Below are 21,510 nucleotides of genomic sequence, written 5' to 3'. Positions count from 1 at the left end.
TGCTGAAATTTCTATTCGCTTTGTCGAGCATGTCCAGATAATTTGCCGGTGCGCAGCGATTTGGTAGGATCGGCCTGCGGCTGAGTGAGGGATGAGTATAAATGACGACGTTGAGCCTGGCGCAGCTGGAAAACCATCTCTGGCGGGCGGCGGATATCCTGCGGGGATCGATCGATTCCGGTGATTACAAGCACTACATTTTCGGCCTTCTGTTCTTCAAGCGCCTCTCGGATGTCTGGGAGGAAGAGTATGAGGAGCGGCTGGCGCGTTATCATGATGCCGATCTCGCGGCTGATCCGGATGAGCACCGCTTCGATATCCCCAAGGGCCATTTCTGGAAGGATGTGCGCAAGCACACGACCGATATCGGCACGCATCTGAACGCCGCCTTCCGCGCCATTGAAGACGCCAACATGAAGCTGCGCGGCGTCTTCCAGGACGTCGATTTTAACAACAAGGAGCGCTTTCCGGATGCCATGCTGGAAAAGCTGCTGCAGCATTTCGAGACTTATCGGCTGCGGAATTCCGATGTCGAGCCGGATGTGCTGGGCCAGGCCTATGAATATCTGATCGCGCAGTTTGCCGATGATGCCGGCAAGAAGGGTGGCGAGTTCTATACGCCGAAGATGGTTGTGCGGCTGATCGTCGAATGCCTGAAGCCCGAAGAAGGCATGTCGATCTATGACCCCACCTGCGGCTCGGGCGGCATGCTCTTGGAAGCCGTGCATCATCTGGAGCGTCAGGGCAAGAACCCCGAAAGCCTGTCGCTGTTTGGCCAGGAGCGGAACCTCAACACCTGGGCCATCTGCCAGATGAACCTGTTCCTGCATGATATCGACGACGCGCAGGTGGCGCGCGGCGATACGCTACTGGAGCCAAAAAATCTGACGGGTGACAGCGTGAAGGCCATCCGCACCTTCGACCGGGTGCTGGCCAATCCGCCGTTTTCGCTGAAAAGCTGGGGCCATGATGTCTGGTCGAAGGGCGACGCCTATGGCCGAGACCGCTATGGCTGCCCGCCGAAATCCTATGGCGATCTCGCCTTTGTGCAGCATATGGTGGCGAGCCTGAAGGAAGACGGCGTCTGCGGCGTGGTGCTGCCGCATGGTGTGCTGTTTCGCGGCGGGGCCGAGGGCAAGATCCGCGAGGGGCTGATCAAAGACGATCTGATCGAGGCGGTTGTCGGGCTGGCGCCCAATCTGTTTTATGGCGCGGGCATTCCGGCCTGCATCCTGATCCTGCGCAAGCAAAAGTCGGTGGCGCGTCAGGGCCAGATTCTGATCGTCAATGGCGCCGAGCACTTTGTCGAAGGTAAGGCGCAGAACCATCTGTCGGAGGCCAATGTCGCGACGCTGGCAAAGGCCTATGGCGATTTCGCCGATGTGGACCGGCTGGCGCGGGTTGTGCCGGCAAGCGAGATTGGGGCGAACGATTTCAACCTCAATATCAGCCGCTATGTGCATCTGGGCGAAGAGGCGGCGGAAATGGATGTCGCGGTCGAGGTGGAGAAACTGGTGGAGCTTCAGGCGGAGCGGGATGCGGCAGAAGCGCGGATGATGGGCTTTCTGCAGGAGCTTGGTTATGTCGCGTGAGGTTCCGAGCGGGTGGAATAGCGTCGAACTTAATGACCTGACCCTAACGCCCGACGGATTGCAAACCGGCCCGTTCGGCTCACAATTGAAGGCCTCTGAATATACGGGATCTGGAATCCCGGTGGTGATGCCTAGCGACATAGTCAACGGGAAGATCAATGTAAGGAATATCGCCAGGGTCCCGGAGGCAACGGCTAACCGGCTTGAAGCTCACAAATTGATGGCTGGTGACATAGTGTTCGCGCGCAGGGGCGATATCGGTCGCTGCAGTATAGTCCGGCAAGAACAAGCGGGTTACCTTTGCGGAACCGGATGCTTGAGAGCGAGACTAAATCCCGCGTTGATCACTGCCGCGTTTGCTGACCATCTTTTCAAAAGTGCACCGGTGGTAGAATGGCTTAATGGACATGCCGTCGGTCAAACGATGTTGAACCTCAACACGGCAATTATATCCAAGATCCCGCTTCGTCTCCCCCCGCTCCACGAACAGCGTCGCATCGCGGAAATCCTGTCCAGCGTCGATGAGGCCATTGAGGCAACGCGGGCGGTGATCGAGCAGACCAGAAAGGTCAAGCAGGGCGTGCTGGAACGCCTGCTCAGCAAAGGCATCGGACACACGCGTTTCAAGCAGACGGAGATCGGGGAGATTCCGGAGGGGTGGGCGGTTCGACGGCTAGCTGATCTGGCGGAAGACAGTAGAAACAGCTTCGTGATTGGTCCTTTTGGCAGCGACCTCACAGTGAAAGACTACTGTGACGAGGGCGTTCCTGTTGTTTTCGTGCGCGATGTCCAGAGCGATCGATTTCGTTGGAAAAGCGAAGTTTACGTGTCTCCAGAAAAAGCTGAGAGACTTAGAGCTCACTCTGCTCGACCAGGCGATATAGTAATCACTAAAATGGGGCTTCCTCCTGGAATTGCAGCAGAGATACCGCCTTCGTTCGAGAACAGCATTGTCACTGCTGACATTGTTCGTCTGCGCCCAAATACCAAGATTGCTAGCTCAGCCTTTCTCGCTATTGCCTTGAATGGCGAGCGGGTAGCGGACGCTGTTGCGGAAATCACCGGCGGACAGACGCGACCGAAGATCACATTGCGTGACTACAAATCCATTTCCCTGGCTCTTCCTCCGATTGAGGAGCAGCGAGACATAGTGGCGAATGTCGAGCCGTTTAAGACCTTGATTGAGCAAGAAGCAAGCAAACTTGACAGGCTGCTAACCATCAAATCCGCCCTGATGTCCGACCTCCTCACCGGTCGCAAGCGCGTCACCGACGCCCTTCCCATGGCAGCGGAGTAAGCGCCCATGAGCCGCGGTCCCGAATGGCATTTTGCCGAGCGCCCAACGATCGAGCATCTGAAGGCCATGGGCTATGGCTTCTTAGCACCGGCGGAACACACCAGCCTGCGCGATGGCGAAAACCAGGTTCTGTTTCGCCCGCAGCTGATCGAGGCGCTGATGCGCATAAACGGGATCGACCGCGCCTCTGCCGAGGCCGCCTATGGCGAGCTTGCGGCAATCAGCGATAACGAGGCATGGCTGAAAGTGCTGCGAGGGGACTATGCCCGCAAGGTGACAGGCCAGGAAACGCGCCAGACGCTGCGGGTGATCGATTTTCTCGACCCCGGCAACAACCAGTTCTCCGTGACGCATCAGCTCAGGGTGAAGGCGGAGACCACGCGTAAGCCGGATGTCGTCGTCTATGTGAACGGCATCCCGCTGGTCGTCATCGAGGCGAAAAGCCCGCTGAATGTGAAGGACAAGACCGGCGAGGCCTTTGAGCAGATCAGGCAATATGAGCAGGACATTCCGCGCCTGTTCTTCTCCAATGTCTTCAACATCGTCACCGATGGCGCCTTGGTGCTCTACGGCGCGACTGGCTCCGGCTCCAAATACTATGCCGAGTGGCGTGACCCCTGGCCGAAGGTGGAGGCTGATTTTCCCGACACACTCGCCAAGGGTCTCTGGTGCCTCTTGGAGCCGAGCCGGCTGCTGGACCTGATCGCGCATTACGTGGTGTTCGAAAAGACCGAGACCGGCACGATCAAGAAGATCTGCCGCTACCAGCAGTTCCGCGCCGTCAACCGCATCGTCGAGCGTGTGATCGAGGGCAAGCACCGCCAGGGGCTTATCTGGCACACCCAGGGCAGTGGCAAATCGCTGACGATGGTGTTTGCCGCGCTGAAGCTGAAGACGCATCGGACCATCCAATCCGAGGCGCTGACCAATCCGAACATTCTGGTGCTGACCGACCGGGTAGATCTGCACAGCCAGATCAGCGGCACCTTTGTCGCCTGCGGCCTGCCGAACCCGACGGCGATCGAGAGCATTCGGGATCTGCACGCACTGATCCGCAGTGGCAAGGACGGACACACCGCGCTTTCCACCATCTTCAAGTTCCAGGGCTCGAAGGAGGCGATCGCCAATTCTGGAAACTGGATCGTGATGGTGGACGAGGCCCACCGAACCCAGGAAAAGGATCTCGGCGCATACTTGCGCGCGACGCTGCCGAACGCCCGCTTCTTCGGCTTTACCGGCACGCCGGTGAAGAAGGACGACAAGAACACCTATGAGAACTTCGGCGTGCCAGGCGAAGGCTATCTCGACAAATACGGCATCGATGACGCGGTGGCCGATGGCGCGACCGTGCCGATCTATTACACCGGTCGCAAGACTGACTGGCATATCGACGAGGCGAAGATCGACATCCTGTTCGATACCTGGTTTGCCGAGCTTGATGATGACAAGCTCAACGAGATCAAGAAGCGCGGCGTCACCGTCGAGGATCTTGTCAAGCATCCGCGCCGCATCGAACTAATCGCCTACGACATCTGGACGCATTTCAAGCAGTATGCGCAGCCTGACGGTTTCAAGGCGCAGATCGTCGCCATCGATCGCGAGGCGGTGATCCTCTACAAGCAGGCACTGACCGAGGTCATTGCCGAGGATCTGAAGGCCGAGGGCACAGCGCCCGCCGTGGCGCTGGCCCGCGCCGATGCCATGTCGGCCTGCGTCTATTCGATCAACCAGGAAGACGGCAAGCCGAGCGAGGATGCCCACAAGCAGGCGATCCGCACTGAATTGAAGGCGCACTACCTGGATGCCGAGGCGGAAAAGCTGGCGAAGAAGGCTTTTGGCCGCAAGGGCGAGGACCCGCAGTTCCTGATCGTCTGCGACAAGCTTTTGACCGGCTTCGACTGCCCGATCGAGAGCGTGATGTATCTCGACAAGCCGCTGAAGGAGCACGGATTGCTGCAGGCGATCGCCCGCACTAACCGCGTTTCTGACGCCAGGAAGCGCAACGGGCTGATCGTTGATTACATCGGCGTGTCCGGTCATCTGGAGGAAGCGCTTTCCTCCTACCGCGCCGATGACGTGAAAAATGCCATGCGCGACCTGGACGACCTGCGCAACCAGCTGCGGGCAGCGCACTCTGCAGTCGCGGCTTTGATGAAGCCGCTGAAACGCAAAGCAAGCGACAAGGACGCACTGAAAGCGGAATATGATGCCTTCGTGAAGTTGCTCGGCACCGAGGACAAGTGGTTCAACTTCAAGGCCAAGGCGCGTAGCTTCATCGCCCTCTACGAGACGCTGAGCCCGGACCCGAGCGTTCTGGAGTTCACCGCCGATCTGAAATGGGTCGCGAACTTCCTGCTCTATGGCACGCAGCACTTCGAGAAGCGCCAGGCCTTCGACCAGATGAATTACAGCGAGAAGATTCGCGAGATGCTGGAAAAGCATCTGGAGGCGACGGGTCTCAGCGTTACCGTCAAGCTGCGCCACATCACCGATCCGGAGTTCTGGGAGGATTTCGATCCGACGGCCAAGACCGATGAAGACCTGATGACGGCGGCGATCCGCAAGACGACAGAGCTGCGCAAGACCGTGACCGAGCGGATCGACGACAATCCGCACCAATATGGCAAGTTCTCCGAGCGCCTGCGCCAGCTTTTGGAAAAGCTGGAAAGCGCGCAGCTCTCTTGGGGCGACAAGCTGAAGGCAGCCGAAGAGCTGGCGAAGGACATCACGGCTGAGGACGCAGCCCATGTCGAAGCAGGCCTCTCTCCCGGCGCCTATGGCATCCTCCAGATCCTCAACGGCTTCACCTCCGGGCCGGAAGGCGAAGCTCTGGCGATCCGGCTGGAGGGGCTCTACACCGACCCTGTGACCGCCCCATCAGGCTGGTGGGCGAAGGACGGCCTTCGCAAGAGCCTGCGCCAGCAGGTGCGCTCCATGGCGCATCTCGCCGGACTGACGCAGCTCAGGGAGATCCCGGAAGAAGTCGAGGCCTACGCGCTCAAGCATTTCGCAGGACAGTGACATGGCCGTTTATCGCATCGGCGCCCAAGAGATCGATTACACGCTGCGGCGATCGTCGAAGGCCCGCAAGGCGAGCCTCAGCATCACGCCGAAATCCTTCGAGCTGCTGGTGCCGGAGGGAGCGACCGACGAGCAGATCAGCGCGGTGCTGGACCGCAGGCGCGGCTGGATCATAGAGACAGTCCAGCACATGGCGGAGCGCGCCAAGGCGCAGACGCGCGTCTACCAGTTCGTGACTGGCGCAAAGATCCCCTATCGAGGACGTATGACGAGGCTGACCATCGAGCCCTTCGATGGCTCCCTGGTGGAGGTGAGCTTCCGTAACGGCTTTCAGATCCGCAAGCCCACCGACCTGTCGCCGGAGTCATCCGACACCATCATCGAGAGCGCGCTCCGGCTCTGGCTGAAGCGCCGCGTGCGCGACGACGCCCGCGACTTCGTCCGCCGGCATGGCGAACGCCATGGTCTGAAACCGCGCGGGCTCCAGATCAAAGACCAAAAACACATGTGGGGCAGCTGCGGCCAGGACCGGCAGATCAATCTCAACTGGCACCTGATCTTCGCCCCGAAGCCCGTGCTCGAATACGCCGTCGTCCACGAAATGTGCCATCTGAAGCACCGCAACCACGAGCCGGAATTCTGGGACCTCGTGGGGCGCGTGCTGCCGGACTGGCAGGAACGTAAGGCCTGGCTCGACAGGAACGAGCACATGCTAGGCTGGGAGAAGGTGGAGGCGGTGAAATGACTGTTCCACCACTGCTCTATTCGCCTCCACCAACCGAGCCCAGCCCTGCAGAAGGAACATTCAGTATTACGAACATACTGAGCTTTCTCAGTGAGTGGCAGACGCTCCTCGGTGCCTTGATTGCCCTGGTTGCAGCTCTGTGGACAATCAGGATCATGTCTCAGCAAAGCCGAGGCGAGGAGATGCGTCACGCTGCCAGCTTGGAGCGCAAGAAGCTGGCCGCACGAGCGCAAATGCCGGACGCGCTAAGCGGCATGGCACAATATGTCCGCTCGTGTTGCCTCAGCCTGCTGGAAGGTGCTGAGAAACCCCAACCTCCGCTCATTGAGCTTAGCACACTCAAAGGTGTTATCGAGCACATCGACGACTTAGAGGCAGCTAAAACATTCGCGCTCGTATCCTGGTATCAAGTCCAGAACGCTCGAATTCAAGACGCCCGAAAGCTGAAAGAAGTCGAGCGGAATGATAGGATCTATGATGCGGTGTTGCTGTTCGCCCACGTAAACGCATTGTTCGACTATGCTCGCAACGAAGGTCGAGTCGCTAAGAGCGGTAAGCCCTCCAGGGAAGAAATGAAGACGGCGTTCAAAAATGCCCTCAGCCTGGAAGCCACGATAGGGAAACGCGATCAATTGCAGGGCGTTATGGAACTCATCAATCGGCGACATGCCTGAAAGGGATCGAGGGATTCGCGTTTAGCGCTTGTTATCCTCGATGTGCGTTCGCCCTGCTCAGTGACAGGCCCTACATCGCCAATAAACCCGTGTGGCGTCGGCTGCAGATCAATTCGCACTCTGGTCGCTCTCAATGAGCCAGATCAAAGCCCTATAGCCGTCATTCGTTTCAATATCTCGCCGTTACCTGCCACATACATCGGGGTGCGCTGCTATGGAAAAAACGCGTGAGGAAATCTACCAGCTGGTTTGGGCAACCCCGCTGAACAAGCTCGGATCGGAATTCGGCGTCTCAGGTCAAGCGCTCGCCAACGTCTGCAGACGCTTCGATATACCCGTTCCACCACCTGCATACTGGCAGAAGCTGGCTTTCGGCAAAGCAGTCGAGAGACCTGAACTACCGACAGAGAGGGCCGATAGAGGCTCGATCGTCAGTCTAGGCCCGAAGGTGCCCCGCCCGGCCTTGGCCGCGAAAGCGGTCGATATTCGCCAAGTTGAGCCAGTAGCAGTCGAAAACGTCCAGACAGCGCCCCCTCCGCATCCGATCGTGGCTTCAATCCGCAAACGCCTCGCAAAACTTAAATGGTATGGGGACTTTGCAACTATCACTGTGCCACCGTTCAAAATCACGACGTCGCCTGGCCCCGTCGGGCGAATATGCGATCTCGTTGACCAGCTGGTGCGGGAGATGCACGGGTATGGCTGGAGTCTGCAGAAGCAGGACACGGACTCATGGCGTCTAGTCATCCAGGAGGAAGAGATTTGGATCAGTTTCCACGAGCAGACCGAGAGGGTTGCTCACATCCCGACCAAGCAAGAACTGCGAGATGCCGCGGAATACTCATGGCGCAAGATCCCGGAGTTCGATCATATGCCGTCGGGTTTGCTGAAGCTCACGATTACCAATGCGAGTTATCTCGGACTGCGCGTCAACTGGGCCGATGGGAAGAAGCAGCGGCTAGAGATGACTATGTCTAGCATCTTGGAGGGGTTGGCAGCAGCCGGCTCAGCCCTTCACGCACGCCGTTTGGAGAGGGAGGAGGAAGCCCGCCAATATGCAATCCGGGAGAAACGCGAAGCCGAGCGCAAGCGCCTGGAGCAGATCCAGTTTGCCCGCGTCGGTGAACTGAAGGCTCTGGCAAGAAGGCATCGCGAGGCATCAGAAATAAGGGCATTCATTGCCGCAGTTAAAGCGCTGGTGACCCAATCACCGGAGGGGAACACCGGCGTATCAGCGGAATGGCTTGAATGGGCAGAGCAGGCCGTTGCAGAGCTGGATCCATTGTCTTCGGGCGCGCCCCGCCTGATGTCGGAGCACGATGCCTATTATAGTGCCTACAAGTATCGGCAATAACGCCTGAATGACACAAGGGAGCTTGTGGGACGGCTCCGTGCAGTTGGCCGAAGTGCCGTAGTCTGAATCTAGCTGAGCCCGCCAGCGAGTCACTCGCGCAAAATGGCAGAGTTTCTGCGCACGAACAGGATCATGCTTTCTGCTATTGGGTCAGAAAATGCCGTAAGCATCATCATCGGCGTAAGCGTCGAGATCTGACTTCGGTGCTTCTGTTGTCGCCTTATAGCCAAGAATTTCGATTGCCCGTTCGAGAGGCCGACGCAGAGCAGCAGGCGTCCATGGCTTGTTTCTGCTGGTCTTAATGCCAGCTCTATTTAGGGCTTCTGCGAGCTTGGGCATGTTAAGGTCATGCCAGCCATATGCTTTGATAACGTCGGCAAGTTCCCGTGCCTTCTTTTCTGCACGCTTCTTGTTTGCCTGAGCACCGCGACGTTGAGCCTCGTTAAGGTTCTTCGGGTTGCCCAGCTTGACGCCGGAAGCCTTAATTCTGCTGAGCCCCTTCTTTGTCAGCTCCGAGATCCTGTCGCCTTCAAACTGTGCCTTTGCCGCCCTGGAAGCAAGCACTAGAGGATTGTCTGCGTCGCCTTCCGAAACTGCAACCACCATGATCTTCTCGTTACTGAAGATCTTCATGATGGTATCCGTGTGGCGCGATAACCTGTCGATCCGGTCAACGAGCAGGTCAGCCTCGTTAGCCTTTGCTGCAGCGATTGCAGCCTGCAGGCCCGGACGATTATTCAGGCTCTGTTCGCCCCGAGCGCTAGCAGCGTCTGAAAACCATTCGATGATCTCCACACCCTGGTGGCGCGCATACGCTTCGATCGCGCTGCGCTGTGATTGCAGACCAATGCCACTCTCCTTCTGAGCTGTAGTTGAAACCCGTGTGTAGGCGATGGCCCTCTTGGATGTGTAATAGGCGAACATATGGTCTCGTGCGTGTGTAAAAAGTGAGCAAATCTATACGATCCCCTTTAGAGTTGATCAAGTTTTTTCCAATGAGCACGTCCGGTTGGCTTTGTGTTGATGCTTGACGGCTAACGAGGACGCCACGGAGCTAGTCCGGGAGGTTCGAATTATGAGGTGGTTGCAGGCGCCGCCAAAGGTGCAATCGCGTCCGTTTCGCTCAATCTGAGATCGTCCTCGACGACAATCGTAATGCGCAGAGCAAACACAGTGCGCGATGGCCGCACTGGGGCCTGCCTCCCGATGGCTGTTCTCGGACAGCTTGAGTGTAGCCCGCAAATTGAAAGCAGATGGATCGGGGATATGTTTAAGGTGCTGGTCGGTAAGGCGTTGGAGAGGGAGGTGCAGCACCCAGATATGCAGGATAGCCGCGTAGTCCTTCATAAGTCGGACATCTATCGGCAAGTCGCCATCGGAAGCCTCTGGTGGGCCGGAGGTGAATGTTGACAGATTTGAGAATTCTCTACTTTCGTGCAAAAACGTCAACATAATGGGACCTTGCGTCAACATTTCGCAATATAACGTAGCATTTTGGCACCGTTATTGCTGAAATAATGTTCGTCCGGCAGTGTAAAGTTGACAAGCAGGCGCGATTTGCAATCTGCGTTCGGCCACTGTTGACAAACAGTCAACAAGTGACCGATCGATGTAAACGTTAGTGTCGAGGGCTGGGGTGCGAGGCGCGGTTCTATGTCCTGAAGTCTCACGAGCTATTCTAGCGGATCCTGCCGATAAACATTCGCGGAACGCTCGGCAGAGGTGGATAGCGGCCCCGGTTGTCGCGGCGCCCCTTGGCATCCCCTTTCGCTTCCCGCCCCGTTCCTAGGACTTCGACAGGAGGTGAGCCCTCTTGATCAATAATAAGTAAGTATTGACTTATTTTTCTGCGATTTACAATAATATAAAATGCATATATACACGATATTAAATGCGTATACGGGTCCTATTTGTTGTTTAAAAAAGAATCAGTTTTACGTCACATCAGGCGCCATCATCCGGCGTGTCCAGACTTTGCAGCAGAATACTTTGCAAATGAGGTGGCTGCACGCAGATGGAGTGATGCATCCTTAGGAAAGGCGGTAGGCATCGTCATGCAGACATACCTGCGCCACAACATGACTGACTACGATACCCTGCTCCTCATGGGCCTAAACAAGGACGCTGCGAGGAAGCGGGTGCAGCCAAGGATAAATGCAATGATAGCTCATTGGTCACGCAAGCGCACAATCGATGACTAGCTGATCACGCCTCGGGAGGCTGCGGTGGCAAGGTATGAAATCAACGCAAGGATCACAGCGCTGCTAAACAAGCGCTTCGTTGATCGGAGGATGGACTACTGGACCTTCCAGCAAATGACCGGTTTCGGTCCTGCGCGCATCACCAAGCTCCTGCAGGGGGCTGCCTGGGTTAGGCTGGAATGGGTCGAAATCATTGCGGACGCCTTGGAGATCGATCCTCGTGAGCTGATGTTACTGGCCTTGCAGCAACACCATGATGCTAAGGCATTCAGGTGCCTAGAGCGAATTCTGTTGTCCGCGTCGACGACAGCAGAGCTTGCATGGCTTGATTTGATCCGAGATGCCGCATCGAATGATCTCGCGGAGCCAACTGAAGTTCAACGGCGTGTGCTGATTGCGCTATTGGCTGCTACAGATGGAATTTCTGACTAGTGAGCATGCTGTCACTCATACCCTAAAAGCTGCACGCAATAATACGCTTCAGTCACAACAACTGGAGTAGATGACATGAACGGCGATTGCTTGACGAACCTCATCGCGCGCGAGATGGAGGCAAAGCAGATATCGATCGAGGCGCTTGCAGACCGCATGCAGCTTTCTGCAATTCTTGTGGAGCGCGTTGTTTCGGGCAGCGCAAAGCTTCCCCTTGATCAGGTGAAGCCTCTTGCAGTCGCATTGAAGATCGATCTGAACGAAGTCTGCGCTCTTGCCTTCGCGCAGCATTTTGGATTGCAGGCGCAGAACTTGCTGCGGGAACTCCTTGTTCAGGCAACCCTGTCGGACGCGGAGAACGAGTGGCTGGATCTACTTCGTGCCGCTTCTCCTAGTAATGTGGCGCCTCCGAGCAGGATCGGGAAGCGACTAATCCATTCGCTGCTTGGAGGGGGGACTGCGGCGGATTAGGGGAGGTCAGACATCGAACGGAGGCAACTTGTTGATCGCCTTTTCCTTCGCGATGATCGTAAAGTCCCCATATTCATCCGCCACACGCCCGGACGAGTGGCCACAGATCGCGTCTAGGATCCCGCTATCAATTTCCATTTCACGACCAGTGGTCTTGAATGCATGACGCCAGCCATGGTTCGGGGATACGCCCTCCGGAACAACGCCTGCCGTCTTGAGCCAATTGGAGATCCGCCCAGATACTGTCTGGGCGGGATCGGCTGTGCGCTTACCCTCCATCGGCGGGTAGAAAAGGGGCCCTGGAGGCGAATTCTTCACGAAGTCGAGGAAGCCGAGCTTAATGATCTGCTTGTGCAGTGGCACATCTCGATACTTGCGCGTTTTGACCTTACCGGCGTCAGGAGTGATCCGGATGAAGGAAATCTTACCCTGTGTCTGGATGTCTTCCTTGCGCAACTGTGTGATCTCAGAGATGCGGGCGCCGGTGAAGGCGCAGAGCAGTGGCGCCCACTTCTTTGCAGCGCTGGTCTGTGGCTTTTCCTGAGTCTGAGGATTGTCGGAAGCCTTGGGCCGGTAGGCCAATGCGAACTTTAGTATCTTTGTGGCTTCGTCGCGGGTGAATCCCTTGGGACGGTTCAAGACTTTGGCCGCGACTTTCAGCTTTATGGTGGACGCTGGGTTCTCTTCCAAAAGGTCATTGGCGATTGCCCAATTGAACACCGCGTTCACGGCCGTCAAATATACATCTTTTACCGTGCGCGGTGATAGCTTTTTGATCTTGGCGTCCTTCCACGCAACAAGGACTTTCTTGGTGATCTTCCTTGCGTCGGATGTCTTCGCGAACACTATCAGGTCGTCAATCACAGGCGCCCAGCGCTTCTCGGCCTCTGTGCCTTTCCCATTCGCTTTTAGTTCCGCGATGTAGCGTTCGAAGACATCTTTGAGCGGGACTGGCGGAAGCTCCTCGATATTGGGTGTCGGATTCGCGAGTAGGGGCGTTGCGGGTTTGCCTGAAAAATCGCCTTCGTCTCGCTCGGCAGCGCGAGCCAGCGCCTCCAGCTCCGACTCGCATAGCGCCATGGCAAGCTTCCGTCGTTCCGGTGTTCCTTTTTCTGCGTTGGTGTGACCTAGCCGGTGGTAGCGCTCAATCCTGTCGCCAACGAGAGTTTCCAGTAGTTCGTCAGATAACTTCCCGGCAATACCCTGCCGAAGCATCTCAACCAAACGGTCGTCGATCCCAATGCTCGCATATCTGGGATCACTCTGGCGAAGTTCGGAATCCAAGGCGAGGCGTTCATGATAATTCTTCAAAGCGATCTGGTCGACCTTAAGGGGATAACGGCCAGGTTCGACGCTTCGACCTTTCGCCTTCGCAGCTTCCTCATGAGCTTTCGCGATCGTGTATTGCATTCGCGAGACAGCAGAATGCAGCAAGCTGAGGGCGACTTTCCGATCGGGACCGAGTGCTTCACGCAACTCTGTCTTGTTTTCTAAATATGCCCTCAGATGTTTGGGGATCACGAGCCGCGCAAAATAACGGCCGTTTCGATTCAAGAGATAGCGCGGCTGGCGGGCCATCGAGTTCTTCCGGTTTGTAACGCATTTTGTAACGGAAGAATGAACAAACGGCCCGAAATTGCAAGGTATGTAATGAAATCAAGGGCATGGAATGGTGCTGCTAGAGAGATTTGAACTCTCGGCCTCTCCCTTACCAAGGGAGTGCTCTACCCCTGAGCTATAGCAGCATCTGGCGGGCGAAGCGTTTGTCCGCCCGGAACGAGGGGCCTATTGCCATAGACTTTCCGGCAGTGCAAGCCGGAAAGCGAAATGGACCGAAGTTTTCAGAGGTTGTCATACAGGTCTTTTGCACGAAGGTGCTTTGGGTTATCAAGCGGGCCATGACAGATCCATTGGAAAACAAGGCGTCAACGGCAGAAACGGATGTTTCGGATGCTGCAGAACGGACGGGTTCCGGCCGTGGAAAACCGAAGCTGAGTGCGGCCGAGGAGCAGCGCAGGCTGCGGGTCGCCGTGAAGCTTCGTGAAAATCTCGCCCGCCGCAAGCAACAGGCCCGCGCCCGCCGTGCTGGCGAGGCGGAAGACGGCGAGGGGCTGCCTGCCGCAAATTTGTCCAATCCGGATGCGAGTGCGGTTGAGGATGGAACAACCGATCAGGATGCCCCCTCGGGCGAATGAAACCATGTTTCCCAGGCTCGATTGAACCTGAAATGCTTTTCGTCTAAACAGCCAGCCTCGCCAGACTGGCTGACCCCTTACATCTCATCAGGAAAGGCGGGCCTCTTCGCCCGTATCGCAGGCTCATATGGATCGCATCAGGATAGTCGGTGGCAATGCGTTGAACGGGATCATCCCGATCTCGGGTGCGAAAAACGCAGCGCTCCCCCTGATGATCGCCTCGCTCCTCACGTCGGACACACTGACGCTCGAAAACGTGCCGCATCTGGCCGACGTTGAAGGCCTCATCCGCATTCTCGGCAATCACGGCGTCGACATCGCCGTCAACGGTCGCCGCGAGCATCAGGACGGTTCCTATTCGCGCACGGTGCATTTCACCTGCCGCACGGTCGCCGATACCACGGCCCCTTATGAACTGGTCTCCAAGATGCGCGCCAGCTTCTGGGTCATCGGCCCGTTGCTTGCCCGCGAAGGCCAGGCGCGCGTCTCGCTGCCGGGCGGCTGCGCCATCGGCACGCGTCCGGTCGATCTCTTTATCGAAGGCCTGACGGCACTCGGCGCCGAGATGGAAATCGACGGCGGCTATATCAATGCCAAGGCGCCGAAGGGCGGCCTGATCGGCGCCCGTTACACCTTCCCCAAGGTTTCCGTCGGCGCGACCCATGTCATGCTGATGGCCGCCTCGCTGGCGCGCGGCACCACCGTGATCGGCAATGCGGCCCGCGAACCGGAGGTCGTCGATCTCGCCAACTGCCTGATCGCCATGGGCGCCAAGATATCCGGCGCCGGCACCTCGACCATCACCATCGAAGGTGTCACCAGCCTTTCCGGCGCCCGCCACCGCGTCTTGCCGGATCGCATCGAGACCGGCACCTATGCCATGGCGGTTGCCATGACCGGCGGGGATGTGACGCTGGCTGGCACCGACATCACGCTTCTCGACACCGCGATCGAGGCGATCCGCCGCGCTGGTGCAGAAGTCTCGGCCGTTGATGGCGGCATCCGCGTCATCGGCCATGGCGACGCGATCCGCCCGGTCGATATCGTCACCGAACCCTTCCCCGGTTTCCCGACCGATCTGCAGGCGCAGTTCATGGGTCTGATGACCCGTGCCAACGGCATCTCGCATGTGACGGAGACGATCTTCGAAAACCGCTTCATGCATGTGCAGGAGCTGGCCCGACTCGGTGCCAAGATCACGCTGTCGGGTCAGACCGCCCGCATCGAAGGCGTCACCCGCCTGCGCGGCGCACCTGTGATGGCAACCGACCTGCGCGCCTCCGTCTCGCTGGTCATCGCCGGCCTTGCCGCAGAAGGCGAAACCATGGTCAGCCGCGTCTATCACCTTGATCGCGGTTTCGAGCGCCTGGAAGAAAAGCTCACCCGTTGCGGCGCCATCGTCGAGCGCATCAGCGACTGATCCACGCCTGCCTCTGATGGCGGTACGGCGGCTGCGGGGCGAAAAGTCTTTTTGTCCCGTTGCCACTGGACAAGCGGCAACCTATGTCCAAAACATGAATTCCATCATGCAATGCGATGGATGAGACACGATAGCGCCGCAAGGCAGGACGGACAGGTGACATGGCAGACGTGAAGCTTCTGGCGCTCGACGCGGATGATCTGGCGATCATCTCCGCCCATATGCAGGACGCCGTGTTCAAAGTTGCCGACCTGTCCTTTTCACCCCGCTCCGGTCTGTTTTCGCTGGTTGCCAATCGCTTCGTCTGGGAAAAGGCTGAGCGAGGTGCCAAGAGCTTCGAACGCTGCCGCGCAGCACTCACCTTCAAGCGCGTCGAGGCCGTGCGCTCGATTGGCTTCGATCGCAACAAGACCGAGGAGGTCTTGAGCCTTCTCGCCATTCGCTTTGCCGTGAAGGGCGAGGGGCCCGACGGTGTCGTGGAACTCGTGTTGGCCGGCGGTGGTGTGATCGCGCTCGACGTCGAATGCATCGAGGCCCAGCTTGCCGATACCGGCGGCGCCTGGGAAACGACGTCGCGACCGGCACACGAGGCAGACTGACAAGCTTGGCCGGCGATTTCGGGCAAACGCATAGCATGTGAAGAGGAAGACTGGGGACGTGGCAATCTGGCTCAATCAGACATCGGGGGATTTCGAGGCACGGTTTGCCGCCTTCCTGACGACCAAGCGTGAAGTGTCCGACGACGTCAACGACGCCGTGCGCACGATCATCGACGATGTGCGCGCCCGGGGCGATCAGGCCTTGGCCGATTATTCGAAACGCTTCGACGGCATTGATTTCACGCAGGTTTCGATGCGCGTGACGGACGCGGAAATCGACGCGGCTGTGGCGGCAACGTCACCCGAACTGATTGAGGCGCTGAACCTCGCGGCAGAACGCATCGAGCGCCATCACGCCCGCCAGATGCCGAAGGACGACATCTATGAGGACGCGATTGGCGTCGGCCTCGGCTCCCGCTGGACGGCAATCGATGCCGTCGGCCTTTATGTGCCGGGCGGAACGGCGAGCTATCCGAGCTCCGTTCTGATGAACGCGCTGCCGGCCAAGGTGGCGGGCGTGCCGCGTGTCGTCATGGTGGTGCCGGCAACCGGCGGCGCCATCAACCCGACGGTGCTGGCGGCGGCGAGGATCGCCGGCGTCACCGAAATCTACCGTTTGGGCGGTGCCCAAGCCGTAGCAGCCCTCGCCTATGGCACCGAGACCATTGCGCCGGTCGCGAAGATCGTCGGCCCCGGCAATGCCTATGTTGCCGCCGCCAAGCGCCATGTCTTTGGAACCGTCGGCATCGACATGATCGCCGGTCCATCGGAGGTGCTCGTCATTGCCGACAAGGACAATGACCCGGATTGGCTGGCCGCCGATCTGCTCGCCCAGGCCGAACACGATACCGGCGCCCAGTCGATTGTCATCACCGACGATGAGGCTTTGGGCAAAGCGGTCGAAGCCGCCGTCGAGCGCCAGTTGAAGACCTTGCCGCGTGCCGAGACGGCATCCGCCAGCTGGCGCGATTACGGCGCCATCATTCTGGTCGACCGGCTGGAAGATTCAATCCCGCTCGCCAACCGCATCGCCGCCGAGCATCTGGAACTGGCGGTCGATGATCCCGAGCCGCTGCTCGCAGGCATCCGCAATGCCGGCGCGATCTTCGTCGGGCGGCACACCCCGGAAGTGATCGGCGATTATGTCGGCGGCTCGAACCACGTCCTGCCGACGGCGCGGTCGGCGCGCTTTTCCTCCGGGCTTTCGGTGCTGGACTACGTCAAGCGCACCTCGATCCTGAGGCTCGGCCCGGACCAGTTGCGCCAGCTCGGCCCCGCGGCCATCGCCTTGGCGAAGTCGGAAGGTTTGGAAGCCCATGCCCGTTCCGTCGCCATCCGCCTCAATCTCGGGGACTAGGACATGGCGGCGGGCGATTTCCGGCTCTCAGATGTCGTGCTGGACGAGACGATCGGGCGCTCGACACCTGATGTCGAGCACGAACGGGCCGTCGCCATCTTCGACCTGATCGAGGAAAACTCGTTCGAGCCGGTCGGCCATGCCGGTGGTCCCTACAAGCTTTTTTTGTCCCTCGTCGACCGCAAGCTCGTCTTCTCGATCAAGACGGAGACGGGGGAGGACGTCGCCGTCCACATCCTGTCGCTGACACCGCTGCAGCGGATCATCAAGGATTACTTCATGATCTGCGAGAGCTACTACGAGGCGATCCGCTCCTCCACGCCGTCGCAGATTGAGGCGATCGATATGGGCCGGCGCGGCATCCACAATGACGGCTCGCAGACCTTGATGGACAGGCTGTCAGGCAAGATCAAGCTTGATTTTGACACCGCCCGCCGTCTCTTCACCCTGGTCTGCGTGCTCTATTGGCGGGGTTAGGAAACGTGCAGGAGGGCGGGATCGAGAGCCGCCGGACACCGCGCCCGGGCGCGATCCTCTTCATGTGCGGACAGAATGTCATCCGCAGCCCGATGGCCGAGGCGATCGCACGGCAGGCTTTGCCGTCAGGCACCTGGGTCGCATCTGCAGGTGTGAGGAAGGGGGAGCGTGATCCGTTCGTCGATGTGGTGCTCGACGAGATCGGTCTTTCGCTCGGCCGCCGTCAGCCCCAGACACTCGAAGACATGGCCGACGATTTCTTCGATCTCGTCGTAACTCTGACGCCGGAAGCCCATCATGCTGCTCTTGAGTTGACCCGGCATTCCGCCGTCGACGTGGAGTACTGGCCGATGCCCGATCCGACGGTTGATACGGGCAGCCGCGATCAGCGGCTTGCCGCCTATCGTGACGTGCGGGATCGGCTGACGAAACTGATCCGCGAAAGGCTCGTGCTGGCGCCGGAATAGCCGGGATTTCGCCCGCCGTGAAACAATTTCCGAAAGCCGAATCTACAAGGTTCACAAATGCCGGGCGATTGTGTAGTTTCCGCCCACATTTTAAGGGGCCCTCTGCGCGCCCCGTTTAAAACCCCAGGAAAGACAACCGCTCTATGGCTAAAGAAGAAGTCCTCGAATTCCCCGGCGTCGTCACCGAACTGCTGCCCAACGCCACCTTCCGCGTGAAGCTCGAAAACGAACATGAAATCATCGCCCACACGGCGGGCCGCATGCGCAAGAACCGCATCCGCGTTCTCGCCGGCGATAAGGTTCTGGTCGAAATGACGCCTTACGACCTGACCAAGGGCCGCATCACCTACCGCTTCAAGTAAGCGCCGCCGAGAACGGCCGCGAGGTGACATGGAACTCAGACAGAAGCTGATCTTGGCCTCCGGGTCGCCGCGCCGTGTCGATCTGCTCAAGCAGTCCGGCATCGAGCCCGCGCGTCTGATGCCGATGGACCTCGATGAAACGCCGAAGAAATCCGAGCATCCGCGCTCGCTGGCGCGGCGCCTGTCGGCCGACAAGGCAAAGGCGGCATACCAGCAGATCCGCAAGGATGTCGCCTGGAACGACAGCTATGTGCTGGCAGCCGACACGGTGGTTGCCGTTGGTCGCCGCATCCTGCCCAAGGCCGAACTCGTCCAGGAAGCCTCTTCCGCTCTGCATCTTCTGTCCGGCCGCAGCCACTGGGTCTTCACCGGCGTGTGCCTGATCGCGCCGGACGGCAAGCTGCGCCAGAAGATCGTGGAAACCAAGGTCCGCTTCAAACGGCTCTCGGGCTACGACATCGAATGTTATCTGGCCTCGGGTGAATGGCGCGGCAAGGCGGGTGCCTATGCCATCCAGGGCATTGCCGGCAGCTTCGTCCAGAAACTTGTCGGCTCCTACACCAATGTCGTCGGCCTGCCGCTCTTCGAAACGCTGCAGATGCTCCAGGGCGAGGGTTACGACGTGCATAGCGGCTGGACGGAGGGCTGACATGCGCGATGAAGAAAGCCCGCGGGTGGCCAAGGTGGAGCCGCTGCGCAAGGCGCTGCCCTGTCCCGAGTGCCGCCGACCGTCGACGCGGGAGAACTATCCCTTCTGTTCCGACCGCTGCCGCAATCTCGATCTCTCCCGCTGGCTGAACGGTTCTTACGCCATCCCGGTCGCCGACGACGAATCCAAGGCCGACGACGAAGGCTACACCTGAAAAGCGTTTCCGGCTGCGAAGTCAGCCGAGCGATCCTCTTGTTCGGATTGGCTTTTCTGCGATTTTCACATCTTCTTCAAAAAAGTGCTCTCAAGCGCTTGCCATGGCCGAACAAGATGTTATAACCCCGCTCGCTCCCGGGGACATAGCCCGGCGGTTTCGAGAGAAACCGGAAGGTTCGTCAAAGAGCCGAGATGCCCGGATAGCTCAGTTGGTAGAGCAGCGGATTGAAAATCCGCGTGTCGGTGGTTCAAATCCGCCTCCGGGCACCATTCCATTCAATCATCATGTGAATGTTTGAGCGTGTCCACGGACCGCGACGCCTGTGCACGATCCAGCAGGCGGGGCGGGTATTTGCTTTGCTGGCTTTGGCGCATGTCCTGCCGACCTCATTCTCGAACAAAAGTCTGGAATCTTTTGAGCGGACTCATTAAGGCAATAAAACATGATGAATTTTGTCATGATAAGGTGTTTTCAATGAGCGTATCCGACATGAAGCAGCCCGAAACGATTTCCACCTGGTATATCGATCCCGATGCGGAGGACGCCATGGCGGATGGTCATGCGCCCATCTGGCGGCATTTGATCGGGCTTGTGCCGGAACCCGACCTGTCGCGTCAGGCAGTCCTTGATTTTGGCTGCAATCAGGGTGGTTTCCTGCGCCACCTCCATGCCCTCAGACCGTTCCGCAAGGCGCTCGGCGTCGACATCGCCCGACAGTCCATCGACAAGGCGAATGCGCTCAAGGGCAATCTGCCGGTCCAATATCAGACGGATACGAAGCTTGCCGGCTGGCACGCCGAGTTCGACATCGCCTTTAGCCACGAGGTCATCTATCTCATCGAGGATATCGAAGCCCATGCAGCCGATATGCTGCGGGTCCTGAAACCCGGCGGCGTGTATTACGCGGTCACGGGCTGCCATACGGACAATCCGTTGTGGCCGGCCTGGCGCAAGCTGGTTGCAGAGCGCACCAATACGGTGGTGCAGGACCGTTCTGTGACGGACTACGCCCGCGTTTTTGCCGGGGCCGGGTTTGCCGTCTCTGCGCGAAAACTCGCTTTCGACGGCTTCATTCCCTACCAGCCGGGCGGCTGGACGCCGGATTACGCGACCGCGCTGGACTACTACAGTCAGACCAAGATCGTCTTCCGCCTGATCAAGGCGTGACAGAGCTCAGGCGGGCCGGGTAACCGGTTCCGCCCATCGCTGGAGATGAACGTCGAAATGTGGCGGGCCGTCCGGGGAGATTTGGACAAACTGCCCGTCGACGCGGAAAACCCGTTCGATCAGGCCGCTTTGGGCGAGATCGGTCGCGATGCCGTCGAAGACCATCCGGCCCCGTTCCATGAGCGAAATGCGGTCGCAAATCGACAGGGCTTGATTGAGGTCGTGGATCGCCATGACCACGGTGACCCCGCGGTCTCGGCTTAAGCGGTGGACGAGGTCGAGCACCTCGATCTGGTAGCCGATATCGAGGAACGAAGTCGGTTCGTCGAGCAGCAGGATTTTTGCTTCCTGCGCCAGTGCTGCAGAGATCCAGGCCCGCTGTCGTTCCCCGCCCGAAAGCGCGCTCAGGCTTCGCTCTGCCAGAGCGGAAAGGCCGGTGCTCTCCATCGCCCACGCAATGGCGTCCTCATCGTTCTGATCATAGCGCCGGAACAGGCCGACATGGGCAAAGCGACCCTGGCGAACCAGTTGCTCGACGGTCATTTCGTCGGGTGCCGTCGGCTGCTGCGGAAGGAAGGAAAGCCGGTGCGCGATCTGGCGGCGGGTCATGCCAGAGATCGGAGCGCCGTCGATCGCCACGCTGCCTTCCACAGGTTTGACCATACCGGCAAGACCTTGAAGCGCCGTGCTTTTGCCCGAGCCGTTCGGACCGATCAGGGCGCGGATCTCGCCGGGTTCCAGTGTGAGGGTGAAACGCTCCAGCGCCCTGCGCGCGCCGTAGGTGATCGACAGATTGGAACAGGATAACATCGC

The 21,510-nt window shown here is 58.8% G+C and carries 22 protein-coding genes and 2 tRNA genes; 20 read left to right on the top strand and 4 right to left on the bottom strand.

The annotated features are described in order from the left end of the window. The first annotated feature begins 101 nt into the window (after window positions 1-101). The 6 genes from DMY87_RS04325 to DMY87_RS04300 all read left to right on the top strand — a co-directional run bounded on the left by DMY87_RS04325 (window position 102) and on the right by DMY87_RS04300 (window position 8,683). Entirely contained in the window at window positions 102-1,592 is a 1,491-nt protein-coding gene (locus DMY87_RS04325; RefSeq protein WP_110790011.1) for a type I restriction-modification system subunit M, read from the top strand. Continuing rightward, window positions 1,582-2,889 (top strand): restriction endonuclease subunit S, encoded by a 1,308-nt coding sequence (locus DMY87_RS04320; protein WP_110790010.1) that lies wholly within the window; start codon window positions 1,582-1,584, stop codon window positions 2,887-2,889. Before DMY87_RS04325 ends, DMY87_RS04320 begins: the two co-directional genes overlap by 11 nt. Window positions 2,890-2,895: 6 nt before the next feature. Next, window positions 2,896-5,910, top strand: a complete 3,015-nt coding sequence (locus DMY87_RS04315) for a type I restriction endonuclease subunit R (RefSeq protein ID WP_110790009.1) — start codon at window positions 2,896-2,898, stop codon at window positions 5,908-5,910. A 1-nt stretch (window position 5,911) separates the two neighbouring features. Beyond that, window positions 5,912-6,655, top strand: a complete 744-nt coding sequence (locus DMY87_RS04310; protein WP_110790008.1) for a M48 family metallopeptidase — start codon at window positions 5,912-5,914, stop codon at window positions 6,653-6,655. Then, window positions 6,652-7,329 carry a hypothetical protein gene (locus DMY87_RS04305; RefSeq protein WP_110790007.1) on the top strand — a complete coding sequence of 226 codons (678 nt, stop codon included), beginning with the start codon at window positions 6,652-6,654 and terminating at the stop codon, window positions 7,327-7,329. Before DMY87_RS04310 ends, DMY87_RS04305 begins: the two co-directional genes overlap by 4 nt. 214 nt (window positions 7,330-7,543) lie before the next feature. Next, a complete protein-coding gene (locus DMY87_RS04300; protein WP_110790006.1) occupies window positions 7,544-8,683 on the top strand; it encodes a hypothetical protein in 1,140 nt (379 codons plus the stop codon). A gap of 150 nt (window positions 8,684-8,833) precedes the next feature. Here the strand turns inward: DMY87_RS04300 and DMY87_RS04295 are convergent, their stop codons facing one another. Next, window positions 8,834-9,607, bottom strand: coding sequence for a recombinase family protein (locus tag DMY87_RS04295; RefSeq protein ID WP_110790005.1), 774 nt, complete (start codon window positions 9,605-9,607; stop codon window positions 8,834-8,836). Between the two features lie 986 nt (window positions 9,608-10,593). On the opposite strand from DMY87_RS04295, the gene DMY87_RS04285 reads away from it, so the two are divergent. The 3 genes from DMY87_RS04285 to DMY87_RS04275 all read left to right on the top strand — a co-directional run bounded on the left by DMY87_RS04285 (window position 10,594) and on the right by DMY87_RS04275 (window position 11,787). Continuing rightward, window positions 10,594-10,884: a DUF2293 domain-containing protein gene (locus tag DMY87_RS04285; protein WP_110790003.1), complete on the top strand. Its 291-nt coding sequence runs from the start codon at window positions 10,594-10,596 to the stop codon at window positions 10,882-10,884. A 24-nt stretch (window positions 10,885-10,908) separates the two neighbouring features. Continuing rightward, entirely contained in the window at window positions 10,909-11,316 is a 408-nt protein-coding gene (locus DMY87_RS04280; protein ID WP_110790002.1) for a helix-turn-helix domain-containing protein, read from the top strand. Window positions 11,317-11,391: 75 nt separating this feature from the next. Beyond that, window positions 11,392-11,787 carry a hypothetical protein gene (locus DMY87_RS04275; protein ID WP_110790001.1) on the top strand — a complete coding sequence of 132 codons (396 nt, stop codon included), beginning with the start codon at window positions 11,392-11,394 and terminating at the stop codon, window positions 11,785-11,787. Window positions 11,788-11,793: 6 nt separating this feature from the next. Here the strand turns inward: DMY87_RS04275 and DMY87_RS24105 are convergent, their stop codons facing one another. Both DMY87_RS24105 and DMY87_RS04265 read right to left on the bottom strand, forming a co-directional pair. Then, a complete protein-coding gene (locus DMY87_RS24105) occupies window positions 11,794-13,365 on the bottom strand; it encodes a tyrosine-type recombinase/integrase (RefSeq protein ID WP_165826137.1) in 1,572 nt (523 codons plus the stop codon). A 92-nt stretch (window positions 13,366-13,457) separates the two neighbouring features. After that, window positions 13,458-13,532, bottom strand: a tRNA-Thr gene (locus DMY87_RS04265). Between the two features lie 153 nt (window positions 13,533-13,685). Here DMY87_RS04265 and DMY87_RS04260 point away from each other — a divergent pair. The 11 genes from DMY87_RS04260 to DMY87_RS04210 all read left to right on the top strand — a co-directional run bounded on the left by DMY87_RS04260 (window position 13,686) and on the right by DMY87_RS04210 (window position 20,697). Beyond that, the gene (locus DMY87_RS04260) at window positions 13,686-13,982 is read left to right on the top strand and encodes a hypothetical protein (RefSeq protein ID WP_133252996.1); all 297 of its coding nucleotides are present in this window, start codon (window positions 13,686-13,688) and stop codon (window positions 13,980-13,982) included. Window positions 13,983-14,109: 127 nt separating this feature from the next. Then, window positions 14,110-15,402 (top strand): UDP-N-acetylglucosamine 1-carboxyvinyltransferase, encoded by a 1,293-nt coding sequence (murA, locus tag DMY87_RS04255; RefSeq protein WP_110789999.1) that lies wholly within the window; start codon window positions 14,110-14,112, stop codon window positions 15,400-15,402. 161 nt (window positions 15,403-15,563) lie between these two features. After that, the gene (locus DMY87_RS04250; RefSeq protein WP_110789998.1) at window positions 15,564-16,001 is read left to right on the top strand and encodes a DUF2948 family protein; all 438 of its coding nucleotides are present in this window, start codon (window positions 15,564-15,566) and stop codon (window positions 15,999-16,001) included. Window positions 16,002-16,059: 58 nt separating this feature from the next. Continuing rightward, window positions 16,060-17,358, top strand: coding sequence for a histidinol dehydrogenase (hisD, locus tag DMY87_RS04245; RefSeq protein ID WP_110789997.1), 1,299 nt, complete (start codon window positions 16,060-16,062; stop codon window positions 17,356-17,358). Window positions 17,359-17,361: 3 nt separating this feature from the next. Beyond that, the gene (locus DMY87_RS04240) at window positions 17,362-17,835 is read left to right on the top strand and encodes a UPF0262 family protein (protein WP_110789996.1); all 474 of its coding nucleotides are present in this window, start codon (window positions 17,362-17,364) and stop codon (window positions 17,833-17,835) included. Window positions 17,836-17,897: 62 nt separating this feature from the next. Next, a complete protein-coding gene (locus DMY87_RS04235) occupies window positions 17,898-18,302 on the top strand; it encodes an arsenate-mycothiol transferase ArsC (RefSeq protein ID WP_110790378.1) in 405 nt (134 codons plus the stop codon). 143 nt (window positions 18,303-18,445) lie between these two features. Beyond that, window positions 18,446-18,664, top strand: a complete 219-nt coding sequence (infA, locus tag DMY87_RS04230) for a translation initiation factor IF-1 (protein WP_004435948.1) — start codon at window positions 18,446-18,448, stop codon at window positions 18,662-18,664. 28 nt (window positions 18,665-18,692) lie between these two features. Next, window positions 18,693-19,313: a Maf-like protein gene (locus DMY87_RS04225; RefSeq protein ID WP_110789995.1), complete on the top strand. Its 621-nt coding sequence runs from the start codon at window positions 18,693-18,695 to the stop codon at window positions 19,311-19,313. A gap of 1 nt (window position 19,314) precedes the next feature. Continuing rightward, window positions 19,315-19,527 (top strand): DNA gyrase inhibitor YacG, encoded by a 213-nt coding sequence (gene yacG, locus DMY87_RS04220; RefSeq protein ID WP_110789994.1) that lies wholly within the window; start codon window positions 19,315-19,317, stop codon window positions 19,525-19,527. A gap of 196 nt (window positions 19,528-19,723) precedes the next feature. Beyond that, a tRNA-Phe gene (locus DMY87_RS04215) sits at window positions 19,724-19,799 on the top strand. Window positions 19,800-20,004: 205 nt separating this feature from the next. Further along, window positions 20,005-20,697 (top strand): class I SAM-dependent methyltransferase, encoded by a 693-nt coding sequence (locus DMY87_RS04210; RefSeq protein WP_110789993.1) that lies wholly within the window; start codon window positions 20,005-20,007, stop codon window positions 20,695-20,697. A 6-nt stretch (window positions 20,698-20,703) separates the two neighbouring features. Here the strand turns inward: DMY87_RS04210 and DMY87_RS04205 are convergent, their stop codons facing one another. Then, on the bottom strand, window positions 20,704-21,507 hold the full coding sequence (locus DMY87_RS04205) for an ABC transporter ATP-binding protein (RefSeq protein ID WP_110789992.1): 804 nt from the start codon (window positions 21,505-21,507) through the stop codon (window positions 20,704-20,706). Window positions 21,508-21,510 lie beyond the last annotated feature (3 nt).

The sequence above is a fragment of the Peteryoungia wuzhouensis genome (assembly GCF_003205195.1).
Classification (GTDB): Bacteria; Pseudomonadota; Alphaproteobacteria; order Rhizobiales; family Rhizobiaceae; genus Allorhizobium; species Allorhizobium wuzhouense.
This window is presented reverse-complemented; position numbering and strand designations above follow the sequence as displayed.

What these genes read in the sequence shown, in the direction of transcription:
- DMY87_RS04325 (WP_110790011.1), top strand. Translation starts at nt 102, where the DNA reads ATGACGACGTTGAGCCTGGCGCAGCTGGAAAACCATCTCTGGCGGGCG.
- DMY87_RS04320 (WP_110790010.1), top strand. Translation starts at nt 1,582, where the DNA reads ATGTCGCGTGAGGTTCCGAGCGGGTGGAATAGCGTCGAACTTAATGAC.
- DMY87_RS04315 (WP_110790009.1), top strand. Translation starts at nt 2,896, where the DNA reads ATGAGCCGCGGTCCCGAATGGCATTTTGCCGAGCGCCCAACGATCGAG.
- DMY87_RS04310 (WP_110790008.1), top strand. Translation starts at nt 5,912, where the DNA reads ATGGCCGTTTATCGCATCGGCGCCCAAGAGATCGATTACACGCTGCGG.
- DMY87_RS04305 (WP_110790007.1), top strand. Translation starts at nt 6,652, where the DNA reads ATGACTGTTCCACCACTGCTCTATTCGCCTCCACCAACCGAGCCCAGC.
- DMY87_RS04300 (WP_110790006.1), top strand. Translation starts at nt 7,544, where the DNA reads ATGGAAAAAACGCGTGAGGAAATCTACCAGCTGGTTTGGGCAACCCCG.
- DMY87_RS04295 (WP_110790005.1), bottom strand. Translation starts at nt 9,607, where the DNA reads ATGTTCGCCTATTACACATCCAAGAGGGCCATCGCCTACACACGGGTT.
- DMY87_RS04275 (WP_110790001.1), top strand. Translation starts at nt 11,392, where the DNA reads ATGAACGGCGATTGCTTGACGAACCTCATCGCGCGCGAGATGGAGGCA.
- DMY87_RS24105 (WP_165826137.1), bottom strand. Translation starts at nt 13,365, where the DNA reads ATGGCCCGCCAGCCGCGCTATCTCTTGAATCGAAACGGCCGTTATTTT.
- DMY87_RS04260 (WP_133252996.1), top strand. Translation starts at nt 13,686, where the DNA reads ATGACAGATCCATTGGAAAACAAGGCGTCAACGGCAGAAACGGATGTT.
- murA (WP_110789999.1), top strand. Translation starts at nt 14,110, where the DNA reads ATGGATCGCATCAGGATAGTCGGTGGCAATGCGTTGAACGGGATCATC.
- DMY87_RS04250 (WP_110789998.1), top strand. Translation starts at nt 15,564, where the DNA reads ATGGCAGACGTGAAGCTTCTGGCGCTCGACGCGGATGATCTGGCGATC.
- DMY87_RS04240 (WP_110789996.1), top strand. Translation starts at nt 17,362, where the DNA reads ATGGCGGCGGGCGATTTCCGGCTCTCAGATGTCGTGCTGGACGAGACG.
- DMY87_RS04235 (WP_110790378.1), top strand. Translation starts at nt 17,898, where the DNA reads ATGTGCGGACAGAATGTCATCCGCAGCCCGATGGCCGAGGCGATCGCA.
- infA (WP_004435948.1), top strand. Translation starts at nt 18,446, where the DNA reads ATGGCTAAAGAAGAAGTCCTCGAATTCCCCGGCGTCGTCACCGAACTG.
- DMY87_RS04225 (WP_110789995.1), top strand. Translation starts at nt 18,693, where the DNA reads ATGGAACTCAGACAGAAGCTGATCTTGGCCTCCGGGTCGCCGCGCCGT.
- yacG (WP_110789994.1), top strand. Translation starts at nt 19,315, where the DNA reads ATGCGCGATGAAGAAAGCCCGCGGGTGGCCAAGGTGGAGCCGCTGCGC.
- DMY87_RS04210 (WP_110789993.1), top strand. Translation starts at nt 20,005, where the DNA reads ATGAGCGTATCCGACATGAAGCAGCCCGAAACGATTTCCACCTGGTAT.
- DMY87_RS04205 (WP_110789992.1), bottom strand. Translation starts at nt 21,507, where the DNA reads ATGTTATCCTGTTCCAATCTGTCGATCACCTACGGCGCGCGCAGGGCG.